The sequence below is a fragment of the Salinibacterium sp. NG22 genome (assembly GCF_015864925.1).
In the GTDB taxonomy this organism is placed as follows: Bacteria; Actinomycetota; Actinomycetes; order Actinomycetales; family Microbacteriaceae; genus Rhodoglobus.
The window spans coordinates 141,979-161,355 of sequence record NZ_JADYWG010000002.1; the positions used below are offsets into that span (position 1 = coordinate 141,979).

Here is a 19,377-nt window from a genome sequence, read left to right on the forward strand (position 1 = left end):
CAAGAAAGTAACTTAAGCAACAATTTGTGGAGGTGCCTGAAACATAGTTGAAACCTCTGCAGGTTTTAGCGCAAAAATGCAACACGGTGTTGAGTAATTATTGATATCGGCGAAAACCAAAAAACGACGGTAATCACCTCAAAACACGCGTATCAACTGTTACGTCCGGCCATTCTCACCGCCCACCGCTCGCGTCCGCTGAGGACGCCCGATGCCATCGACAATGACTCTGGTTTTCTCGCCGCAACAGGCGCACAATAGAAAAAATGTTCCTCAGCGCACGGTAGCGAAGGAGGAGAACAATGCCGGTGCAACAGAAGAACTCTTCACCAGATTTCATGCCCGTTCTCTCTGCCGGGCGCCATCGCACTCCCCGCCGGGGCGGCTGCTTCATGGAGTTCGCCTCCTATCTTGCCGGCGAAAAATGGAGCGATCATCCTTCGTGCACTCATCCGGCGCTGGCCCTTCTGGCGCGTCTCGTGAACGACTGCACCGCCGACCACGACCGCTCTGAGCTCGTGGAGCTCATTCCGTCGGTGATTGGCGTCACAAGCGACGATCCACGCCTGGCGCTTCGTATCGCGCTGCGTGCAGCAACGACCGCTCTGCCGATCGCCAGTGAAGGACGTCAGCGTGCTCTTGCCGTTGGCATCCTCTCGACACAGTCGCAACTGGCTGCATTCGAGCCCCTCCCCCACGACGATCTGAAAGATGCGGTTGCCTTCGCGTTCGCGCAAGCCCCAGCGGCTGAGTTCTGGGCACGCACGTTCAGTGCGGAGTGCCCCAGCGATCATCGCGCGCGCCATAGTCGTGAGGTGACGCGAATGGCCCAGTCGATCATCCGCACGTCCGTCATTGGCATCGCCTACGCGTGCTCCCCCAGCGCTGACGCGCGGCTCAAAGCGCTGCTTCAGGGTGCCATCGATGATTGCCGGATGCTCGTCGCCAACACTGCCGCAGAGGCCACCGCCACTACGGCATCGCCGAAGCCTCGGACACGGTCGCGCTCGCGGGCGAGGTCGCTTCTACGGTCGTAGCGAGTCAGCGACACCACGAAGCGTGTTCGCCGACTCGGTGAGCAGGCGCAACTCAGTCTCGCTAAAGGTGGTTTCTTTGATCGGTGCCGCCCCGGCTGCGCTCACGATGCAGGGCACTGACAGTGCGACACCGCTGAGTCCATGGAAGTCAGTGAGCACGGGAGCAACCGGCATGACGGAGTGTTTGTCACCAAGGATCGCTTCCACGATGTGGGCGGTCGATAACCCGATCGCATAGTTCGTCGCGCCTTTGCCCTCGATGACTTTGTAGGCGGCGTTACGGACACCGTCGGCGATCTCGTCGAGCTCGGCTTCTGTCATGCGGGGGTGGCCGTCGCGTTGCCATTCCAGAATCGGCACGCCACCGATGGTGGCGCGCGACCACAGCGGAAACTCTGAGTCACCGTGTTCGCCAATAATCGACGCGTGAACGCTAGAAGGTGAGACGCCAGCGCGCTCGGCAAGCTTCCAGCGCAGTCGCGAGGTATCGAGCACAGTGCCAGACGCAAAAATACGCTCCGGCGGCAGGCCCGACTGCTCTTGCGCGAGCACCGTGAGCACGTCACAGGGGTTGGTCACGATGACATAAATCGCGTCGGGGGCGACCTCCATCAGCTGCGGCATCATCGAACCGATAATGCGCGCGTTGACATCAGCAAGTTCGATGCGGGACTGGCCGGGATTCTGCTTCGCGCCAGCGGTGATCACCACAACGTGCGAGCCCTTCACGACCGAGATGTCGCTCCCGCCCATAATCTGACTCGACCCGGTGAACTGAGTGCCGTGGGCAAGATCAAGCACTTCGGCATCCACCTTTTTAGTGGCAATGTCGTACAGCGCAATCTGGCGGGCCGACCCTCTGATCAGCGCAGCGTAGGCGGCACTAGCCCCCACGCTTCCGGCTCCAACAATGGTCAGCTTTGAGTTCTCGACAAGGCTCATGCGATTAGTGTCCCACGACTGCCCTGCGCCGGTCGCGGCCTTGGCCGTGGCACCAGCTAGGCGCGGGCGGCCGATGCGTACGCGAGGGCGGACTCGCTGCGGCATCCGACAATCGCTGGCGCTTGCCCAATGAGGGCGTCATTAGTGATTGCCTCCACCATGAAGAGGGCAAAATCGGTGCGGCGCGTGAGATTACTCTCCAAGATCGGCGAACCGACGGCGGAGCTCCAGACGGGCAGGCCCTCGCTCTCGCCCTCTTCAAGATCGCTGCCTCGCACGAGCGTCCACTGCGTGTTGCTCGCGAAGATCTGTTCTGCGGCGCGGGTCTGGTCAGCGATGTCGACGGCGCGCACCGCCTTCGCGAGCCAGGATGCGATGGCCACCGTCGCGAGGAAGCGTCGCGAATAAACGTCGGCTGCACTCGCTCTCACATGCCAGCCGCACGAGAAGATCAGTCGTGCCCCAGCCGGAGCGAAATCCATGACGGCTTGCGCTGTGCGTGACGAGTAATCCCGCACGCCCCACGGCGCAAGAACCGTCAGTACGGCGGTGCAGCCCGCGACCGCTCGCTCAACGACAGCGCGGTCGGAGGTCGCTCCCTGGATAACGGTGATGCGGTCGCCGAAGTGTTCAAGCTTCGTCACGCTCTTCGGGCGGCACACTCCCGCGACTTCATAACCGCGTTCAAGTGCGTGAACTGCTAAATACTGGCCGAGCTTGCCGGAGATGCCAACGATGCACACGCGCTGGCGTGCGGCCGGGGTTGCTGGACGACTGTTTTCGGAGCTGGTCATGGTTTCCTCTCGAATGAACCTTACGCCGTAAGATTACCTTACGAAGTAAGATAGTCAATGCCCCCTACGACAAGGAGCAGCCGAGTGGCAGACAAGAGCCGAACGCGCACCGCCAAGAAGCGCCCCCCGATCACGCGCGAATCCGTGCTCGCCGCCGCCCTCGAGCTTGCCGATGCAGAGGGCTCCGCCGCTCTCACGATGCGCAAACTCGCCGATCGCATCGGCGTAGAAGCGATGTCGATTTACTACCACGTGCCGAACAAGGATGCGATCCTCACGGGCCTTGTCGATCTGGTCTTCGGAGAAATCGAACTCCCCACCACCGAACACGGTTGGCGGCGGGCCATGAACGACCGCGCCGTCTCCACCCGCAACGTGCTCGTGCGCCATCGCTGGGCCATCGGGCTCATGGATTCACGCCGAGACCCCGGTCTTTCGACGCTTCGTCACCACGATGCCGTCATCGGCGCCCTGCGCGCCGGCGGTTTTTCCATTGCCGGTGCTGCCCATGCCTTTTCCGCGCTCGACAGCTATATCTACGGTTTCGTGCTGCAAGAACTCAGCCTGCCCTTCGAAACGGCTGAGGAGCTCGCCGAAGTCGCCGACGGAATCGTCACCGAGATGCCGGCAGGCGAATTTCCGCACCTCACCGAAATGGCCGTTGGCCACGCGATGCTGCCCGGCTACAGCTACGCCAACGAATTTGAGATCGGCCTCGACCTCATCCTCGATTCACTCGAACAGCGCCTGCCCCTCCCCGGCTGGGGCGAGGCGGTCGCTACGCGCTAGGCCATCATCGCCGCAGCAAGCTGCGCAATGATGCGTTCCAGAATGGGGCGCGACGTCGCCAGGTTCACCCGGATGTGACCGGCGCCCACCGCACCGTAGCCGACACCACCATTGACCCGGATGCCCGCCTTCTCCGCCAGCATTTCCGCCAGTTCTGGCTCGTCCGAGTAGGCGCGCAAGTCGAGCCAGGCCAGATAAGTGCCCTGCATCGGAGCCATGCGTGCCTCCGGCAGCAGTTCTGCGAGCGCCGCCCGCGCATACTCGATGTTGCCTTCTATGTACTCGCGCACTTCGCCGAGCCACGGCTCGCCACCGAGGTACGCGGCGGTGTTGAGGCGCATTCCGGGGGTGCTGGCACCGTGTGACGCCATCCAGCCGATCGTTTCCCACAGCGCGCGGTCGGCGTCGTTGCTCAGGATGATTTGGGCACACTTGAGCCCGGGCAGATTGAAGGCCTTCGACGTGCTGGTCGCGGTGATCGCAACGCGTGCTCCGGCATCCGAGACGCTCGCCAACGGCACGTGCTTCGTGCCGAACAGCGTGAGCGGCGAGTGGATCTCGTCACTGAAGACACGAGCCCCATGAGCATCGGCGACATCGGCGAGCGCCGACAACTCATCAGCCGTGAAAACCTTGCCGGTGGGGTTGCCGGGGTTAGCGAGAACGAAAAGGTTCGCGCCCGCAGCGAAGTGACGAGCTACGTCGTCGAGGTCAATTGAGAAACTGCCGTCTTCGCCGCGCAGCATGGGCGACTCAATGAGCTCGCGGCCGAACATTTTCGGCAGCATGAGGAATGGCATGTACGCGGGCGTCGGCACGATTACCGGCGCACCAGGCTTGCTGAACTCGAGGATGGCAAGCTCTAGCCCTTTAAGCACGTCAGGGAGCGGGTGAACGTCGGCGGCATCCACTTTCCAGCCGTACTGTTCTCGGTGCCATTTCGCGGTTGCCGCGCTCATCTCAAGAGCAACTGACTCATTCGGGTACCCGAACTCGAGGCGCTCGGCGATCGAGGCCCATTCGTCGAGCACAGCAGGTGCCGTGCCAAAGTCCATCTCAGCGACGCCGGCGCACAGCAGTTCACCTTCGGGTGCAGTCCATTTGTTGCTGCCTCGGCTGCGGAGCAATTCGGGGGTGAGGGCGTTCCACTGTTCGGCGTTGCTGGTCATGCTGTCTCCTACTCGGCGGGGTGATGCGTGTGCGCTGGCCTGTGGGGCCACGCAGTCGTTAGGGAGTGGTGTCCGCGATGAACGGCTTCGAACCGGTCGCACGGGCAATAAGTTTGTCGAGCACTTCGGGATCAGTCGTGTTCTCGGCCAGACGGTTGGGCTTGCCTTCTCCGTGGTAGTCGCTCGAGCCGGTGATTTCGAGACCAAATTTCTTGACGACGGTGAGCAACCACTCTTTGCCATCGTCGGTATTGTCGCGGTGATAAACCTCGAGCCCGAAGAGCCCGTTGTCGACGAGTTCGCGGATCACCGCGTCATCCATTGAGCGGTATTTTCCGTGGGCGGCCGGATGCGCGAGCACGGGCACTCCCCCGGCAGCGACGATCATCTTGACGCCCTCGAGCGGAGTCGGCGCATAGTACTTCTCGTAATACCCGCCCTGCCAGTGCAGGATGCTCTCGAACGCAGCGCTGCGGTTGGCGACGTGCCCCTTGCGCACGAGTGCGTCAGCGATGTGCGGGCGCCCCAGCGTTGTGCCGTCCGACGATTCGGCGAGCACGTCATCCCACGTCAGGTCGTAGTCGAGAGAAATCTTCTCGACAATGCGCTCGGCACGACGAAGCCGACCATCACGAATGCGTGCCGTTTCGGTCACGATGGTGCGATCGAGCGGATTGAACAGATAGGCGAGCACGTGAACGCTTGCTGGCCCAAAGTTGGTACTCAACTCCATGCCCGGAATCACGTTGATTCCCGACACGGATGCCGCAGAGATCGCCTCCTGCCAGCCAGCGGTGGAGTCGTGGTCGGTGAGCGCTACCGTTCCGAGCCCAGCGCGAGCGGCGGACCGCACGAGCTGGGTTGGCGTTTCGGTACCGTCGGACACGGCACTGTGAGTGTGCAGGTCGATCGGTGTGTTGAGCATTATGCAAGCCTATTGCTCTAGGCTCAGGTCGCTATGATTCAACGCTTTCTTGCGGCGATCTTTATACTCGCCACCGCAGCCGCCCTTATTGTCGCGGCCTGGCCACAACTGTTCTCTCTTGAGCAGACGGTTGGCATTGCCCAGGTGGTTTCGTTGCGCGGACTCAGCGCCGCCGCAGCCTTCATCGCTGTGCTGGCCTTGACGCTCATTGCACTCTTGTCGGCGCGGATGCACCGCTTCGCGGCATCCCTCGCTGTGGTCACTCTCGCTTTTAGCGCGCTCACTCTTGTGGTGTTGGCGACTCGCGGGTTCGGCAGCCCGGGCTTCGAGACGAAAGCAGAAGGCGACGTGACCGTGTTGTCGTGGAACACTCTCGGCGACGCTCCCGGGGCCGAAGCGATTGCAGACCTCGCGTTAGAAAATGACGCCGACATCGTGGCATTGCCCGAAACCACCCGAGAGTTGGGCTTTGAGATTGCCCAACTGATGGCAGCAGCCGACCGACCGATGTGGGTTCACACGGTTGCCTACGACCAGATCTCGAAGTCGCGATCAACAACCGTGCTCATCAGCGTTGCTCTGGGCGAATACGACGTAGACCTGCAGGCGCGCACCACGTCAACGCTGCCGAGTGTCGTAGCGATTCCTCAAGACCCCGCCAATCCCACGATTGTGGCCGTGCACGCCGTCGCCCCCGTGCGAGGCGAGATGACGAACTGGCGCACCGACCTCGACTGGCTGGCCGAACAGTGCCGCGCAACCAATGTCATCCTCGCTGGGGATTTCAATTCGACCCTCGACCACTACGCGTCGCTCACCGATGGCGCAGACTTTGCGCTCGGTAGTTGCACGGATGCCGCGTCCACGACCGATAACGCCGCCATCGGCACCTGGCCGACCCAGTTGCCGTCGCTCCTGGGTGCTCCCATCGATCATGTGATGTCCACCAGCGAGTGGACCACGACGGGGATGCGCGTAGTCGAGTCTCATGATGGGTTCGGCAGTGACCACCGCCCTATTCTCGCGACACTCTCTCGCACTCAGTAGCCGCCCAGCCTGAGCGCCGACTACCCCGCAATCAGGCGAACACTGAGGGACCCTCTCGATAGTGCGTTTTACCGTGCAACGAGAGACACTAGAGGTATGGCAGATACTTCGACACCCAGCCCCCGCGCGACCTCTAACCGTTCTACAACTCCGCAGTCTTCGGGCTTCGCTGAGTACATCTCTTCGGGGTGGGCTGAGCGCGTTGACGCCGAGGTCACTCCCCGCGAGCAGTCTGCTTTTGCTGCTGCCCGCCGCGAGCGCCTCTCGCAGCTTCATGTCGGCCAGCGCCTCATCATTCCGGCAGGTGCCGCCAAGGTGCGTTCCAACGACACCGACTACCCGTTCCGCGCCCACTCCACCTTTGCGCACGTCACCGGGTGGGGTTCGGATGTTGTTGCCGGCAGTGTGCTCGTGATGGAACCAACCGCTGATGGTCATTCGGCCACCCTGTACTTCCGTCCGACTGCAGGCCGTGACACGAGTGAGTTCTACGCGAACCCGGATGTCGGAGAGTTCTGGACCGGACCGCGCCCCTCTCTCGACAACGTCGCCACCGATCTCGGCCTTGCGACTCTCCCGTTGGTGGAGTTTGAGGCAGTGCTCGACAGCGTCGACGCCTCGACTGTGATCGTGCGCGACGCCGACCGCGACGTCACCGACCAGGTTGATGGCCGCCGTCTGCTCGCCGCCGATTCTGAAGCTCTCGAGCATGACGGTGACGACGAATTGAGCCGCGACCTCAGCGAGCTACGCCTCGTCAAGGACTCCTACGAGGTCGCCGAAATGCGCGCCGCCGTTGATGCCACGCAGATGGGCTTCAACGACGTCATCGCTGACCTGCCCGCCATCGTGGAGCACACCCGCGGCGAGCGCCTCGTAGAGGGCACCTTCAACCGTCGCGCCCGCGCCGAGGGCAACACGGTCGGCTACGACACCATTGCCGCTTCTGGCCCGCACGCGTGCGTCTTGCACTGGACCCGCAACGATGGTCCGGTCAATGCCGGCGACCTCATCCTGATCGACGCCGGTATTGAGCTCGACAGCTACTACACGGCCGACATCACGCGCACCCTGCCCATCAGCGGCACCTTCACCGAGGTGCAGCGTCGCGTATACAACGCGGTGTTGGAAGCGGCAGATGCGGCGTTTGCTATCGTGCGCCCCGGAATCAAGTTCCGCGACATCCACGCCGAAGCAATGCGGGTCATCGCCGCGAAGACCGCCGAGTGGGGCTTCCTGCCTGTCTCCGCCGAAGAGTCGCTGCAGGCTGACAAGCAGTTCCACCGCCGCTACATGGTGCACGGCACAAGCCACCACCTCGGCATTGACGTGCACGACTGCGCTGCAGCCCGTCGCGACATGTACCTTGATGGCGTGCTGGAGCCCGGTATGGTCTTCACGATCGAGCCCGGCCTCTACTTCCAGCCCGACGATCTCACCGTTCCCGAGGAATACCGCGGCATCGGCGTGCGCATCGAAGACGACATCGTCGTCACCGAAGACGGTGCCGAGAACCTGTCGGTGAACATCCCACGAACAGCGGATGCCGTAGAAGCGTGGATCGCCCGCTCCTAGTTGTGTAGGCGCGCGTCAGCCAATCGCGGCGCGCGCCGCCTCAGCACTGCGAGACCGCAGCACTGCGAGTAAGCGGCGCCTGCCCGCTATTTGGCGGCTTTGTCTGAGCGTTCGGTATCGGAGCCTTCGGCATCCGACTCTGTGCTCTCGCTGCTCTCGACCGTTCCTGAGGGAGTCGGCACGTGCGGTGCTGCGTGTACGCCATGCGCGCTGGCAGCCGTTCCCAGAATTGTGTGAGCCTTGGCGGTGAGGCCGGGAGCGATGATGATGTCGTAGTGCTCGGCAAGCAGTTGAGAGCTCGCCGCGTAGTCGCGACGCTTGCGCATGATCGAGTAGTTGACGACACCGAAGATCATGCCGATTCCAGCACCGGCCACGATAGCGGCAAAGAAGATGCCGATCTGCTGCGTGCTGAACGGCGAAATGATCGTGGAGATCAGTCCGAAGAAGAGTCCGAGCCAGGCACCGCTCGTGGCACCGGAGAGTGCGGCACGACCATAACTGAGGCGTGCAGTGACCACTTCGACGGTCGTGAGCTCACGACCGACGATCGCGACGCCTTTGATATCGAACTCTGCTTTGGCTAGTTGGTTGATTACGGCTTGGGCGTCGGTGTAGCTGGCATACCGGCCAAGTACGTCTCCGCGGGGCACGCTCGTCTGAAGAGGTGCGCGGCGGGAAAATCCACTGAAGTTACTCATCGGTTCATTCTCCCATGCAGGGGTAGGGTTTTACTTGTGAGCACCTCAAGAGTATTCGTCGCCCGATTGGTGGGCTGCTCAATTTTCGACCCCAACGGCGACCGCGTGGGCAAGGTCCGCGACGTGCTGGTCGTTGAGCGCGGCGATGCGAGCCCTCGCGTAGTCGGAATGATCGCTGAAGTTCCCGGTAAACGCCATGTTTTCTTGTCGATTGGTCGCGTCACGAGCATTGGCTCCGGCCAGATCATCACCACGGGTCTTCTGAACTTGCGCCGCTTCGAGCAGCGCGGTGGCGAAATCCGTGTCATGGCTGAGCTATTGGGCCGGCGCGTGTCGATGCGCGATGGCTCTGGCGAAGCTCAAATCGAAGATGTGTCGATCGAAGAGGTCGACATTGGCGAGTGGGAAATCAGCCAGCTGTTCTTACGTCGCCCCAAGGCCAGCGGTTCACCGCTCTTCGCGAAGGGCCCCACCGATTTCGCGGCCTGGGATGAGCTGAAGCACAACACGCACGAGGGCGAAGCACAGTCGGCCACTCAACTGGTTGCGAGCTTCTCTGACCTGCTGCCTGCCGACCTCGCGAATGCCATGCTCGAACTTCCCATGCAGCGCATGATGGAAGTGGCTGAAGAACTTTCTGACGACCGCCTCGCTGACGTGCTCGAAGAGATGCCCGAGAACGAGCAGGTTGCTCTTCTCAATAAGCTCGACGACGATCGTGCGGCTGATGTGCTCGACGAGATGCAGCCGGATGACGCGGCCGACCTCATCGCTCATCTCAGCGATGAGCGCGGCGAGACACTCCTCGATCTCATGGAGCCCGAAGAAGCCGAAGATGTGCGCTTCTTGCTCAGCTACGCCCCCGATACGGCAGGTGGACTCATGACCACCGAGCCCATCATTGTTTCTGCTGACGCCACTGTTGCTGAGGGTCTCGCCCTCATCCGTCGTCACGACCTTGCCCCGGCGCTCGGTGCCGCTATTTGTGTCACGCTGCCGCCCTATGAGCCGCCGACAGGTCGCCTGCTCGGCATGGTGCACTTCCAACGGATGCTGCGCTACCCGCCCAATGAACGCTTGGGCGCCCTGATCGACCAATCGCTTGAACCGGTACGCTCATCCACGACTGCCGCAGAAGTGTCGCGCATTCTCGCGAGTTATGACCTCGTGTCAGTGCCCGTGGTCGATGACAACCATCGCTTGCTCGGGGTGGTGACCATTGACGACGTGCTTGACCATCTGCTTCCCGATGACTGGCGAAGTACCACCGACGAGTCGGCGAGCTTCGACGACACCTCAACTAGACCTCTAACCATCGTTCAGCAGAAAGAAATTCGCGCAGGGAGGGCACCCCGTGGCACTAGCTAAGCGGTCATCTCGATCACAGCGCAATGAACAGCGCCTCGATACCCCTAAGGGTTTGCGCAGCGGTTTTGGCATGTTCCAAAGCCGCGACCGCATGGGCCGCTACTCCGAGGCTTTTGCCCGCGGTATGGGAACCCCGTGGTTCCTCGTCGGCCTTTCCGCCTTCGTGGGCGTCTGGTTGATCTACAACACAAGTGCGCCGCTGGATGCGCAGTTTGACCCGCGTTCCACCAACTTCACCCTGCTCACGCTCATCCTGTCGCTGCAGGCCTCCTACGCTGCGCCCATGATTCTGCTCGCCCAGAACCGTCAAGATGACCGCGACCGCGTGCAGATTGAACAAGACCGTCAGCGTGCAGAACGCAACCTCAACGACACCGAATACTTGGCACGCGAGGTTGTTGCGCTGCGCCTGGCCATGACTGACCTTGCCAGCAAGGACTTCATTCGCGCTGAACTTCGCGGTCTGCTCGAAGAACTCGAGAAAGACGACGACGCCGAAGCCGACACGGAGAACCGTGAACGCTGAGCTCGAAGCCGCGGTACTTACCTCCCTCGCCTCGGTGATCGACCCCGAGATTCGGCGACCCGTGACAGAGCTCGACATGATCTCTGGGGTTTCTGTCGACGACGCTGGTGCGGCATCCGTGGGTCTAACTTTGACGATTGTCGGATGCCCGGCCGCGACCTCCATCGAACGTGAGGTGCGCGAGGCTACCGAGCGTGTGCCCGGCATCACGGCGGTGACGGTTGACGTGTCGATCATGTCGCCGGCGCAGCGCACTGCTCTCACCGAGAAGCTGCGCAAGGGCAAGCCCAAGACGATGCAGTTCGGGCCAGATTCGCTCACCCAGATTGTGGCTGTGACAAGCGGCAAGGGTGGCGTCGGCAAGTCGACGCTCACCGCGAACCTTGCGGTCTCGATGGCCCAGAGCGGCCTGCGCGTCGGAGTGATCGACGCCGACGTGTTCGGCTTCTCGATCCCGGGACTCCTGGGTCTGCACGGTGCCAAGCCCACTCAGGTGGGCGAGATGATTTTGCCGCCTGTCGCCTATGACGTAAAGGTCATCTCGATCGGCATGTTCGTCGAAGAGAACACGGCAGTTTCGTGGCGTGGGCCCATGTTGCACCGCACGATTCAACAATTCTTGACCGATGTGTTCTTTGGCGATCTCGATGTGTTGCTGCTCGATCTGCCTCCCGGCACCGGCGATGTCGCTATCTCGCTCGGGCAATTGCTGCCGCACTCCGATGTGGTTGTCGTCACGACCCCGCAGTCGGCCGCCGCCGATGTTGCTGAACGCAGCGGCCTCGTTGCGCGCCAAACCGGTCAACGCGTGATCGGCGTCATCGAAAACATGGCCGGTCTCCCCCAGCCCGACGGCAGCGTGCTCGAACTCTTTGGTTCTGGTGGTGGGGCGGATGCCGCAGCCAAGCTTTCCACGCCAGACGAGCCGGTCTCGGTGCTGGCCTCGATCCCGCTTAGCATCGCCCTGCGCGAGGGTGGCGATTCCGGGGTGCCCGTAGTGATCGCGGCTCCCGAGGATCCGGCGGCTCAGGCCATCACGGCTCTTGCCACGACTCTCCGTTCGCTCAAGCGCAGCGTTGCCGGCCGCAAGTTGGGGCTCAGCCCCCGCTAGCGGTGCGCCCCGATTGCGCGCTAATTCGCCCCGTTAACGCAAAAACACCACAGCAATAGTTGCTGTGGTGTTGCGTAAACCGGCTGGCGGTTGGCTACGGCATGGTGTTGTAGCGACGGGTGGGCACGCGACGGTATCCGTCGGTTGCAACGGCACGCAGGGTTGCGGCGATACCGGTTGCAGCTAGTGCCGCGATGATGATGATTTCGAAGTTCATGTCTATAGTCTGGCCGCGACCAACCTTTTAGAACAAGATGATCTTCCTTATCTAACCTTGTAGAGTAACTACATGGATATTCGACGCTTGGAGTTGCTTCGCGAGCTAGCCGACCGCGGCAGCATTACCGCGGTCGCCAAGGCGACGATGCGCACGCCATCCGCGGTATCTCAGCAGCTCAAAATTCTGGAACGCGAGGCCGGAATCCCTCTCACCGAGCGCGTAGGTCGCGGCATCGTGTTGACGTCGGCCGGCCGGGCGCTCGCCCACACGGCGGCCGATGTGGCTACCGCAATCGAGAAAGCCGAAGCGCTGTGGAACGACTTTCGAGAGTCCCCACGCGGTGACGTCACCATGACCATCTTCCCCACCGGCGGCGAGATGCTACTACCGGGGCTCTTTCACGCCGTGAATCGGCAGCCGGGGCTCACCCTGAGCTGCAACGACCAAGACTCTGTGCTCGAAGATGTCGCCAACCTCACCGCCGACTACGACGTTGTCGTCTCCGATTCGCCTCACGTTCTCCCCGCCTGGACCGAGCGGGGGCTGGCTGTGGTTCCGCTCATGCGTGAGTCTCTGGATGTCGCTCTGCCCGAAGATCATCCGCTCGGCCGCAAGGCGGCGCTCACCCCCGCCGACCTTCTCGACGAAACGTGGATCGGCGTGCCATCCGGCCTGCCATTCGACCGCATCCTCCGACGAATCGAAGCGGCAAACGGTGCCCCCGCGAAGGTTGCCCAGCGCCTGACGGACAACAGCATTGTGGAAGCTGTCGTGGCGGCAGGGCACGGCATCGCCATCCTGCCGCGCTTCACGACCCGAGACCGCGAGAACGGCCTCATCACCCGCCCCCTCAAAGGTGTTCCCTCGTCGCGCCTCATCTCAGCTCTGCTGCGCCCCGACCGCGCAGAACGTCCCTCCGTGCGCGCGATCGTCAAGGCCCTCGTCGATGAGGCGACGCGCTTCGAACGTGAGCACACGGTCTAGCGCCGCCGCGCATCCGCCCGCTTAGAATCACGGAGTGGAATACTCGCTACGCCCCAGCACCGCGCACGATCTCGACTGGTTGCTTGACCTTCGCACAGTCGAACTTCGGGCCGACCTCGAACGCCACAGCATCTTCGACCCCGTGCGGGTGCGCACCTGGATGAGCGAGGCCTTCGCACCCGAGAACACCCAGATCATTCAGGTTGCTGGCGAAGACGTTGGCTCCATCAGCGTGCGCCACGAAGCGGATGCCCGCTGGATCGAGCACTTCTACCTGCCCGCGCGTCTGCAGGGGCAGGGCATTGGCAGCCAGGTTCTCACCGAGGTGCTCGCCCGACCAGACCACCGCCCCTTCCGGCTCATGGTGCTGCAGGGCAGCGCCGCGCTGCGACTCTACGAACGACATGGCTTCACGCCCTACGACCACGACGACCACGACGTGTGGCTGACGCGACCCGCCTCCGTCTCGTAGCACTCGAAGCGACGGCGCCCTACTCAGTCGGCTCGATCAGTCGCGCGAGCAACTCGATAAGCAGGCGTTCGGTGAGCGGTGCCGGCATCGCGGCGATGAGAGCCAACAGTGGCGCCATCCGGTCGGGAAGTCCTTGGTCGCCAGCACCGATGCCCAACGCGCCGAGGAGACCCGCTGCGGTCGCCGAATCGAGGGGTGCGGCATCCGGGTCACCCAACGCTGCGAGCGCCTCAGCGGGCAACGTGGCCAGCACAGCTTCGACAGAGACGGCGGGCACACCGCGCACTTCGTCAGCCGCCACCCGCAGCGCCGCGCTCAAGTCGTCGAGCACGTTCGCAGTCACGGGAGTCACAGTGAGGTGGGTCGTGGCGGGCAGCATCGTGCCGTCACTCTGCACGAGTGAGGGCTGCAGTTGCAGCAAGAAGCCGTGCTCGCGCGTCTGGTCGGCCCAGTGGTGCGGGTCAACGCGACGATCCGCAGCAACGGAATCATCGGATGCGATAGCCAACAGCGGTCCGACCGGGTTGCCCACAACGCGGAGGCCTTCAATCTCGCCAATCACCTCGCGCAGGGCCTGAGTGGACCGCGCACACGACTCGGAGAGCTCGGCGAGCCCACTCGTGCCGAGTGCCTGAATAATCGCCCACGCAGCCGCGAGTGGCCCCGCCGACTTCGAGCCCAAGATGGTGGGGTTGACGATCGGGTAGCCGGGCCACTGCGTTGTCGCAAAGTATTGCGTGCGTTGGCGGTCACGGCCGCGCTGCAGGATTACCGAGGCACCCTTGGGCGAGTAGCCAAACTTGTGCAGGTCGGCGCTGATGCTCGTGACGCCCGGTACTTCAAAGTTCCAGGGCTCAACACCCTCCCAGAACGGCAGAACCCAGCCGCCGATGCAGGCATCAACGTGACAGGCGATTCCACGCTCGGATGCCGCAGCCGCGACCTCAACGACAGGGTCCATCGCGGCGTGCGCATAGCTCGGAGCTGAGACCACTACGAGCGCAACATCGTCGCCCATGCGTGCAATGAGATCGTCCGCGGCAACGTCGCCGCCCGGCCCGACCGGCACGAGATCGAGTTCAAGGCCAAAGTAGTGTGCTGCTTTCTGGAACGCCGCATGCACCGTCACGGGAGCCAACAACCGGGGCATTCCCGTGCGCGCCGAAGCGCCCGTTCCCCGCCACACGTCGCGCGCCGTCTTGACGGCCAGCAGACAACTTTCGGTGCCGCCCGTAGTGACGGTGCCGACGACATCCTCATCGCCACCGAGCAGGTCGCGGGCAAAGCCGAGCACTTCGCGTTCCATGACGGCAACCGAGGTGAAGGTCGTCGGGTCGAGGCCGTTGACAGGCTGCACGGCACGAATGGCGTGCGCCGCCAGTTCGTCGAGCTCCGCGAGGCCGGAGTCGTAGACATACGACAGCACATGCCCGCCGTGGGTGGGAGCATCCGCTTCGCGTAGCGCGTTAAGGCGCTCAAGAATATCGGCGGGCTGGTGGTCGAACTTCATCGGGTCTCCTGATCGTTCGAAGTGGTGGTTGGGCCACTTGTGGGGTGTGGTTCGGCGTCGGCATGGTCAATGTCGCTGCGGCGCAACGGGTAGCGCATAAAGGTCAGCAGCGAGAGGCCGATGATCACGGCGGGCACGATGCTGAAGCTGATGATGATTCCAGCGATGGCCGAATCGGGCTGGGCGACCGTCTGATTGGCGACCGATTCGAGGTAGCCGGATGCCGCGAGCACGGTCGTGAGCACGGTGGCACCGAGTGCCATGCCGGTGGTTTCGCCCGCAGTCCACACGCCGCCAAAGGTGCCGGCCGAGGCCAGCTTGTGGCGACGGGAGTCGTGGGAGATCACGTCGGGCAGCATCGACATCGGCAGTGCTTGCATTCCCGCGTAGCCTGCTCCGGCGAGCGCGACGGGGGCGTAAATCCACGCACCGGGCGCCCACAGTTGCGGCACGATTAGTAGGGCGCCGAGGCCGTAGCAGGCGGAGGCCCACACGAACGCGCGCTCCTTGCCGATGCGGCGAGAGATAGCCGCCCACACCGGCGCGAACAGAAGCGCTGGCCCGATCAGCGAGACGAACAGGATCGCAACACCGGTGCCGAGCACCCAGGTAGCAACGTATTGGGCACCGGCCAGCATGACTCCAGTCGCGAGCCCCTGCAGCAAGAATGTCAGCAGCAGGGCGCGGAACGGTTGGCTGCGTTTGAGCGCGGCAACTCCGGCGCGATACGTCTCCACGATCGATACGGTCGGCGTCACCGACATCGTGCCGGTGGGCGCCGAGAACGAGGAGATGACGAGCGAGACGCCCATGAGGGCGGCCGCAGAAAGTGCCATGACGAGATAGCCGAGCCGTTCATCCGCGAAGGCATCACGAATCTCGGGCGCCCCCGCACCGAATAGCAAGATCGCCACTGTGAGCACGACGACGCGCACCGCGAGCAACCGCGTGCGTTCGTCATAGCTGCGGGTGAGTTCGGCGGGCAGGGCGATATACGGCACCTGAAACAGGCTGAAGGCCGTCGCCGTAGCGACAAAGGCAATGAACACCCAGATGCCCGACGCAAGCGGGCCAATACCGGCGGGCACCGCAAACGTGACAACAAACAGAATCGGCAAGAGGATGGCGCCCACGAGCATGGCCGGTCGCCGAGTGCCGCGGTGAGCCAGACTGCGGTCGCTGCGGGCACCGATCACGGGATCGATGATCACGTCCCACACCTTGGCTGCGGTGACGAGGATGCCGGCGGCGAGCGCGGCGATCCCCAGAGTGTCGGTCAGGTAGTACACGAGCACGAGCCCGGGCAAGGCACCAAAACCCCCAGTGCCGAGCGAACCAATGGCATAGGTGGCGATGGAGCTTCGGGTAAGAGCTCGCGGCGCTGCGGTCGTCATCTTCGTGAGCCTAGCGCTTTGCTCAGCCGAAATTGTGGCGCACGGTCGTAGTGTTGAGTTATGTCGCCACACACAGTCACTTCGCTCATCGGGTCACGTCGCCGCGACACTCTCGTCGCCCAATTGCGGTGCACCACCTCCGACACGGCCACCGTGATTGCGCCCTTCACGGGCAAGGCCCTGCATGAGCTGCCGCAGAGTTCGACCCGCGATGTTCGGGATGCCGCGACATCCGCCCGCCGAGCGCAACGCGCCTGGCAGTCCGCTGGCTTTGCCTACCGTCGCCGCGTGCTGCTGCGCGCCCACGATCTGCTGCTGGAACGCAAGGATGAGCTTCTCGACCTGCTGCAAACCGAGTCGGGCAAGACGCGTGGTCAAGCGTTCGAAGAGATCTTTCAGGCCGCGACAATCACGCGCTACTACGCCGTTTCTGCCGAGCGGGTGTTGGCCACGAAGCGTCGCCGAGCGGGTATTCCGCTGCTGATGTCGACGCGCGTCAGCTACTCCCCCAAGCAACTCATCGGTGTCGTCACGCCGTGGAACTACCCGATCGCCCTCGGGGCAATGGATATCGTTCCCGCCCTCGCTGCCGGCAGTGCCGTCATTCAAAAGATCGACAATCAGGGTGCGCTCTCGATGCTCGCGACCCGCGAGGCCTACATTGACGCGGGCGTCCCCGCCGCCGTCTGGCCGATTGTGGCGGGCCCCGGCGACCAGGTCGGCAACGCTGTCGTCGATAACAGCGACTACATCTGCTTCACGGGCTCAACGCCCACCGGCACCAAGGTCGGCAAGCGCGCCGCCGGACGTCTCATCGGCGCCTCCCTTGAGTTGGGTGGCAAGAACCCGCTGCTCGTGCTCGGTGACGCCGACCCGGTGCAGGCCGCTGAGGATGCCGTCTATGCCTGCTTCGCCTCCATGGGCCAGCTGTGCGTCTCCATCGAACGCATCTACGTGCACAAGTCGATCGCAGCGGAGTTCAGTCGCGAGTTCGCCACGCGTGTGAAGGCGCTCACTCAAACCTCTGCTCTCGACTATTCGGGAGACGTGGGCTCACTCACGTCGCAGGCTCAGCTCGAGCGCGTCCAGGCGCACGTGGAGGATGCCATCACAAAGGGCGCCACCGTGCTCGCTGGCGGTGTTCCCCGCCCCGATCTCGGCCCCTACTTCTACGCTCCGACCGTGCTGACGGATGTCACCGCCGAGATGGAGTGCTTTGCGAACGAAACTTTCGGCCCGGTCGTTGCTATCACGGCTGTCGAGAGCGATACCGAAGCAATTGACCGCGCCAACGACACTGAGTTCGGGCTCAACGCCTCGATCTTCAGTGGCTCCATCGCCCATGCGCGCCGCCTTGCCGATCGCTTGGATGCGGGCAGCGTCAACATCAACGAGGGCTACCGCGGTAGCTTCTCGAGCGTCGATGCGCCGATGGGTGGAATGAAGCACTCGGGGCTAGGGCGCCGCAATGGGCCCGAGGGCATCCTGCGTTTCGTGCAATCGCGCACGGTCTCGCAGTCGAACGGCATTCTGCAGTTGCCTCGCTCGGGCGCCGAATTCGCGGCAATGGCTGGCCTCATGGTGACGCTGTTGGGCGTGCTGAAGTTGCTGCGCCGCCGCTAACCGCGGCTGGTCGCGAGGGAGATGGGGAGCTACGTCGCTTCGTTATCGAAGGGCGCGACTTCGCCGGCCTTCAGTTCAGCTTTGAGTTGCGATTGGCGTTCAGCGAGCGCTGCTTGCCGTTCGGCATAGGCGGCTGAGCGCGGGGGCCGCACTTTAACGGGCGGCGTCTCATCTTCAAGCAGGGCATCGCGGATGATGCGACGCGGGTCGTACTGGCGCGGGTCAAGCTGCTTCCAGTCGATGTCGTCGAAGTCGGGGCCCATCTCTTCACGCATGCGATCTTTAGCGCCATTGGCCATGTCACGCAGCGAGCGGACGAGGCGGGCGAGTTGCGACGCGTAGTAGGGCAAACGGTCGGGGCCAAGCAAAAAGACAGCGATGATCCCAATGATCAGCAGTTTGTCGAATGTGAGACCGAAGGACACCCGTTTAGCTTACCGGTGCCTTCGCTCGCTGCGTCTACAGTTGACACAGCGATAGGAGCAATGTGTCAGACAAGCAGTTGAGTTGGAAGTACGCCGAGGAGTTCGTCGTCGAACCCCCAGAGATCGCTGCGGCGCGCGTGCATTCCAGTGAGCTGGGAATCGAAGCGGTGAGCCCCGCCGTCGGCGCCCAGTTGGCGTTGCTTGCTGCCGCTACCGGCGCCAAGAGCATCATCGAAGTGGGCACCGGTGTCGGCATTAGTGGACTCTGGATGCTCGCCGGCAGTCCCGGCGCTTTGCTCACCACTATCGACTCCGAGATCGACCACCAGCAGGTTGCTCGCTCAGTCTTTGCTGAGGCAGGCATTCAGGCGAACCGTGTGCGCCAAATCGGCGGCAGGGCATCCGAGGTTCTTCCTCGCATGAACGAGTCAAGCTACGACCTCGTGTTTATCGATGCCGACCCACAGTCAGTGATCGAGTATGTCGAGCACGGCCTCCGCTTGGTACGTCCCGGTGGCGTTGTGGCTGTCGCGCATGCCCTCTGGCGCGATCGTGTTCCGGATCCCGCGCAGCGCGATGCCACGGTTTCGAACTTCCGTTCGCTGCTCAAAGAGATTTCTCAGTCGACCGCCGTGATCAGTTCGTTGATCCCCGTCGGCGACGGGCTTTTGCAGCTCACCAAGCTCAGCGACTAACGCGCTCAGCGAACGCTCACTCGGCGTTCAGCATTGTGTCCGTACTGTGGATGAACAATCGCCACCCTGT

20 protein-coding genes are annotated in these 19,377 nt (G+C 63.0%); 11 read left to right on the plus strand and 9 right to left on the minus strand.

The genetic code is table 11. The annotated features are described in order from the left end of the window. Window positions 1–302 precede the first annotated feature (302 nt). Window positions 303–1,037, plus strand: coding sequence for a hypothetical protein (locus I6E81_RS10280; RefSeq protein ID WP_197107354.1), 735 nt, complete (start codon window positions 303–305; stop codon window positions 1,035–1,037). Here the strand turns inward: I6E81_RS10280 and I6E81_RS10285 are convergent. Both I6E81_RS10285 and I6E81_RS10290 read right to left on the minus strand, forming a co-directional pair. Continuing rightward, window positions 1,026–1,979 carry an L-lactate dehydrogenase gene (locus tag I6E81_RS10285; protein WP_197107355.1) on the minus strand — a complete coding sequence of 318 codons (954 nt, stop codon included), beginning with the start codon at window positions 1,977–1,979 and terminating at the stop codon, window positions 1,026–1,028. The genes I6E81_RS10280 and I6E81_RS10285 overlap by 12 nt on opposite strands. A 56-nt stretch (window positions 1,980–2,035) precedes the next feature. Beyond that, window positions 2,036–2,773, minus strand: a complete 738-nt coding sequence (locus I6E81_RS10290) for an NAD(P)-dependent oxidoreductase (RefSeq protein WP_197107356.1) — start codon at window positions 2,771–2,773, stop codon at window positions 2,036–2,038. Between the two features lie 84 nt (window positions 2,774–2,857). Here I6E81_RS10290 and I6E81_RS10295 point away from each other — a divergent pair, with 84 nt between their 5' ends. Next, on the plus strand, window positions 2,858–3,562 hold the full coding sequence (locus tag I6E81_RS10295) for a TetR/AcrR family transcriptional regulator C-terminal domain-containing protein (RefSeq protein ID WP_307784142.1): 705 nt from the start codon (window positions 2,858–2,860) through the stop codon (window positions 3,560–3,562). Here I6E81_RS10295 and I6E81_RS10300 read toward each other — a convergent pair. Then, the gene (locus tag I6E81_RS10300) at window positions 3,559–4,731 is read right to left on the minus strand and encodes a MalY/PatB family protein (RefSeq protein ID WP_197107358.1); all 1,173 of its coding nucleotides are present in this window, start codon (window positions 4,729–4,731) and stop codon (window positions 3,559–3,561) included. The two genes, I6E81_RS10295 and I6E81_RS10300, sit on opposite strands and share 4 nt — an antisense overlap. A gap of 58 nt (window positions 4,732–4,789) precedes the next feature. Next, entirely contained in the window at window positions 4,790–5,656 is an 867-nt protein-coding gene (locus tag I6E81_RS10305; protein ID WP_197107359.1) for a PHP domain-containing protein, read from the minus strand. 33 nt (window positions 5,657–5,689) lie between these two features. Here I6E81_RS10305 and I6E81_RS10310 point away from each other — a divergent pair, with 33 nt between their 5' ends. Further along, on the plus strand, window positions 5,690–6,703 hold the full coding sequence (locus I6E81_RS10310) for an endonuclease/exonuclease/phosphatase family protein (protein WP_197107360.1): 1,014 nt from the start codon (window positions 5,690–5,692) through the stop codon (window positions 6,701–6,703). A gap of 96 nt (window positions 6,704–6,799) precedes the next feature. Further along, window positions 6,800–8,278, plus strand: coding sequence for an aminopeptidase P family protein (locus tag I6E81_RS10315; RefSeq protein WP_197107361.1), 1,479 nt, complete (start codon window positions 6,800–6,802; stop codon window positions 8,276–8,278). Window positions 8,279–8,364: 86 nt separating this feature from the next. Here the strand turns inward: I6E81_RS10315 and I6E81_RS10320 are convergent, their stop codons facing one another. Further along, the gene (locus I6E81_RS10320) at window positions 8,365–8,979 is read right to left on the minus strand and encodes a general stress protein (RefSeq protein ID WP_197107362.1); all 615 of its coding nucleotides are present in this window, start codon (window positions 8,977–8,979) and stop codon (window positions 8,365–8,367) included. Window positions 8,980–9,015: 36 nt separating this feature from the next. Here I6E81_RS10320 and I6E81_RS10325 point away from each other — a divergent pair, with 36 nt between their 5' ends. From I6E81_RS10325 to I6E81_RS10335, 3 genes are read left to right on the plus strand one after another with little or no spacing between them, the layout of a single operon-like run. Continuing rightward, window positions 9,016–10,347: a CBS domain-containing protein gene (locus I6E81_RS10325; protein ID WP_197107363.1), complete on the plus strand. Its 1,332-nt coding sequence runs from the start codon at window positions 9,016–9,018 to the stop codon at window positions 10,345–10,347. Continuing rightward, window positions 10,334–10,873 carry a DUF1003 domain-containing protein gene (locus I6E81_RS10330; RefSeq protein WP_197107364.1) on the plus strand — a complete coding sequence of 180 codons (540 nt, stop codon included), beginning with the start codon at window positions 10,334–10,336 and terminating at the stop codon, window positions 10,871–10,873. Before I6E81_RS10325 ends, I6E81_RS10330 begins: the two co-directional genes overlap by 14 nt. Next, window positions 10,863–11,984, plus strand: a complete 1,122-nt coding sequence (locus I6E81_RS10335; protein WP_197107365.1) for a P-loop NTPase — start codon at window positions 10,863–10,865, stop codon at window positions 11,982–11,984. The genes I6E81_RS10330 and I6E81_RS10335 overlap by 11 nt, the downstream gene beginning before the upstream one ends. A 94-nt stretch (window positions 11,985–12,078) precedes the next feature. Here I6E81_RS10335 and I6E81_RS14505 read toward each other — a convergent pair whose 3' ends face one another. Next, entirely contained in the window at window positions 12,079–12,201 is a 123-nt protein-coding gene (locus I6E81_RS14505) for a hypothetical protein (protein WP_255528508.1), read from the minus strand. Window positions 12,202–12,273: 72 nt separating this feature from the next. Between I6E81_RS14505 and I6E81_RS10340 the strand changes: the two genes are divergently transcribed. Then, a complete protein-coding gene (locus tag I6E81_RS10340; RefSeq protein ID WP_197107366.1) occupies window positions 12,274–13,188 on the plus strand; it encodes a LysR family transcriptional regulator in 915 nt (304 codons plus the stop codon). Between the two features lie 34 nt (window positions 13,189–13,222). Continuing rightward, complete coding sequence (locus tag I6E81_RS10345) at window positions 13,223–13,660, plus strand: GNAT family N-acetyltransferase (RefSeq protein WP_197107367.1); 438 nt, start codon at window positions 13,223–13,225, stop codon at window positions 13,658–13,660. A gap of 19 nt (window positions 13,661–13,679) precedes the next feature. Here the strand turns inward: I6E81_RS10345 and I6E81_RS10350 are convergent, their stop codons facing one another. Continuing rightward, on the minus strand, window positions 13,680–15,170 hold the full coding sequence (locus I6E81_RS10350; protein ID WP_197107368.1) for an aminotransferase class V-fold PLP-dependent enzyme: 1,491 nt from the start codon (window positions 15,168–15,170) through the stop codon (window positions 13,680–13,682). Then, on the minus strand, window positions 15,167–16,564 hold the full coding sequence (locus tag I6E81_RS10355) for an MFS transporter (protein ID WP_197107369.1): 1,398 nt from the start codon (window positions 16,562–16,564) through the stop codon (window positions 15,167–15,169). The genes I6E81_RS10350 and I6E81_RS10355 overlap by 4 nt, the downstream gene beginning before the upstream one ends. Window positions 16,565–16,624: 60 nt before the next feature. Between I6E81_RS10355 and I6E81_RS10360 the strand changes: the two genes are divergently transcribed. Further along, window positions 16,625–18,187, plus strand: coding sequence for a succinic semialdehyde dehydrogenase (locus tag I6E81_RS10360; protein WP_197107370.1), 1,563 nt, complete (start codon window positions 16,625–16,627; stop codon window positions 18,185–18,187). A 29-nt stretch (window positions 18,188–18,216) separates the two neighbouring features. Here I6E81_RS10360 and I6E81_RS10365 read toward each other — a convergent pair whose 3' ends face one another. Then, on the minus strand, window positions 18,217–18,612 hold the full coding sequence (locus I6E81_RS10365) for a sec-independent translocase (protein WP_197107371.1): 396 nt from the start codon (window positions 18,610–18,612) through the stop codon (window positions 18,217–18,219). Between the two features lie 62 nt (window positions 18,613–18,674). On the opposite strand from I6E81_RS10365, the gene I6E81_RS10370 reads away from it, so the two are divergent. Then, window positions 18,675–19,307: an O-methyltransferase gene (locus tag I6E81_RS10370; RefSeq protein WP_197107372.1), complete on the plus strand. Its 633-nt coding sequence runs from the start codon at window positions 18,675–18,677 to the stop codon at window positions 19,305–19,307. The last annotated feature ends 70 nt before the right edge of the window (window positions 19,308–19,377 follow it).

Bases quoted from the DNA above. Each gene is read 5' to 3' on its own strand.
- I6E81_RS10280 (WP_197107354.1), top strand. From the start codon at position 303: ATGCCGGTGCAACAGAAGAACTCTTCACCAGATTTCATGCCCGTTCTC.
- I6E81_RS10285 (WP_197107355.1), bottom strand. From the start codon at position 1,979: ATGAGCCTTGTCGAGAACTCAAAGCTGACCATTGTTGGAGCCGGAAGC.
- I6E81_RS10290 (WP_197107356.1), bottom strand. From the start codon at position 2,773: ATGACCAGCTCCGAAAACAGTCGTCCAGCAACCCCGGCCGCACGCCAG.
- I6E81_RS10300 (WP_197107358.1), bottom strand. From the start codon at position 4,731: ATGACCAGCAACGCCGAACAGTGGAACGCCCTCACCCCCGAATTGCTC.
- I6E81_RS10305 (WP_197107359.1), bottom strand. From the start codon at position 5,656: ATGCTCAACACACCGATCGACCTGCACACTCACAGTGCCGTGTCCGAC.
- I6E81_RS10310 (WP_197107360.1), top strand. From the start codon at position 5,690: ATGATTCAACGCTTTCTTGCGGCGATCTTTATACTCGCCACCGCAGCC.
- I6E81_RS10315 (WP_197107361.1), top strand. From the start codon at position 6,800: ATGGCAGATACTTCGACACCCAGCCCCCGCGCGACCTCTAACCGTTCT.
- I6E81_RS10320 (WP_197107362.1), bottom strand. From the start codon at position 8,979: ATGAGTAACTTCAGTGGATTTTCCCGCCGCGCACCTCTTCAGACGAGC.
- I6E81_RS14505 (WP_255528508.1), bottom strand. From the start codon at position 12,201: ATGAACTTCGAAATCATCATCATCGCGGCACTAGCTGCAACCGGTATC.
- I6E81_RS10340 (WP_197107366.1), top strand. From the start codon at position 12,274: ATGGATATTCGACGCTTGGAGTTGCTTCGCGAGCTAGCCGACCGCGGC.
- I6E81_RS10350 (WP_197107368.1), bottom strand. From the start codon at position 15,170: ATGAAGTTCGACCACCAGCCCGCCGATATTCTTGAGCGCCTTAACGCG.
- I6E81_RS10355 (WP_197107369.1), bottom strand. From the start codon at position 16,564: ATGACGACCGCAGCGCCGCGAGCTCTTACCCGAAGCTCCATCGCCACC.
- I6E81_RS10360 (WP_197107370.1), top strand. From the start codon at position 16,625: ATGTCGCCACACACAGTCACTTCGCTCATCGGGTCACGTCGCCGCGAC.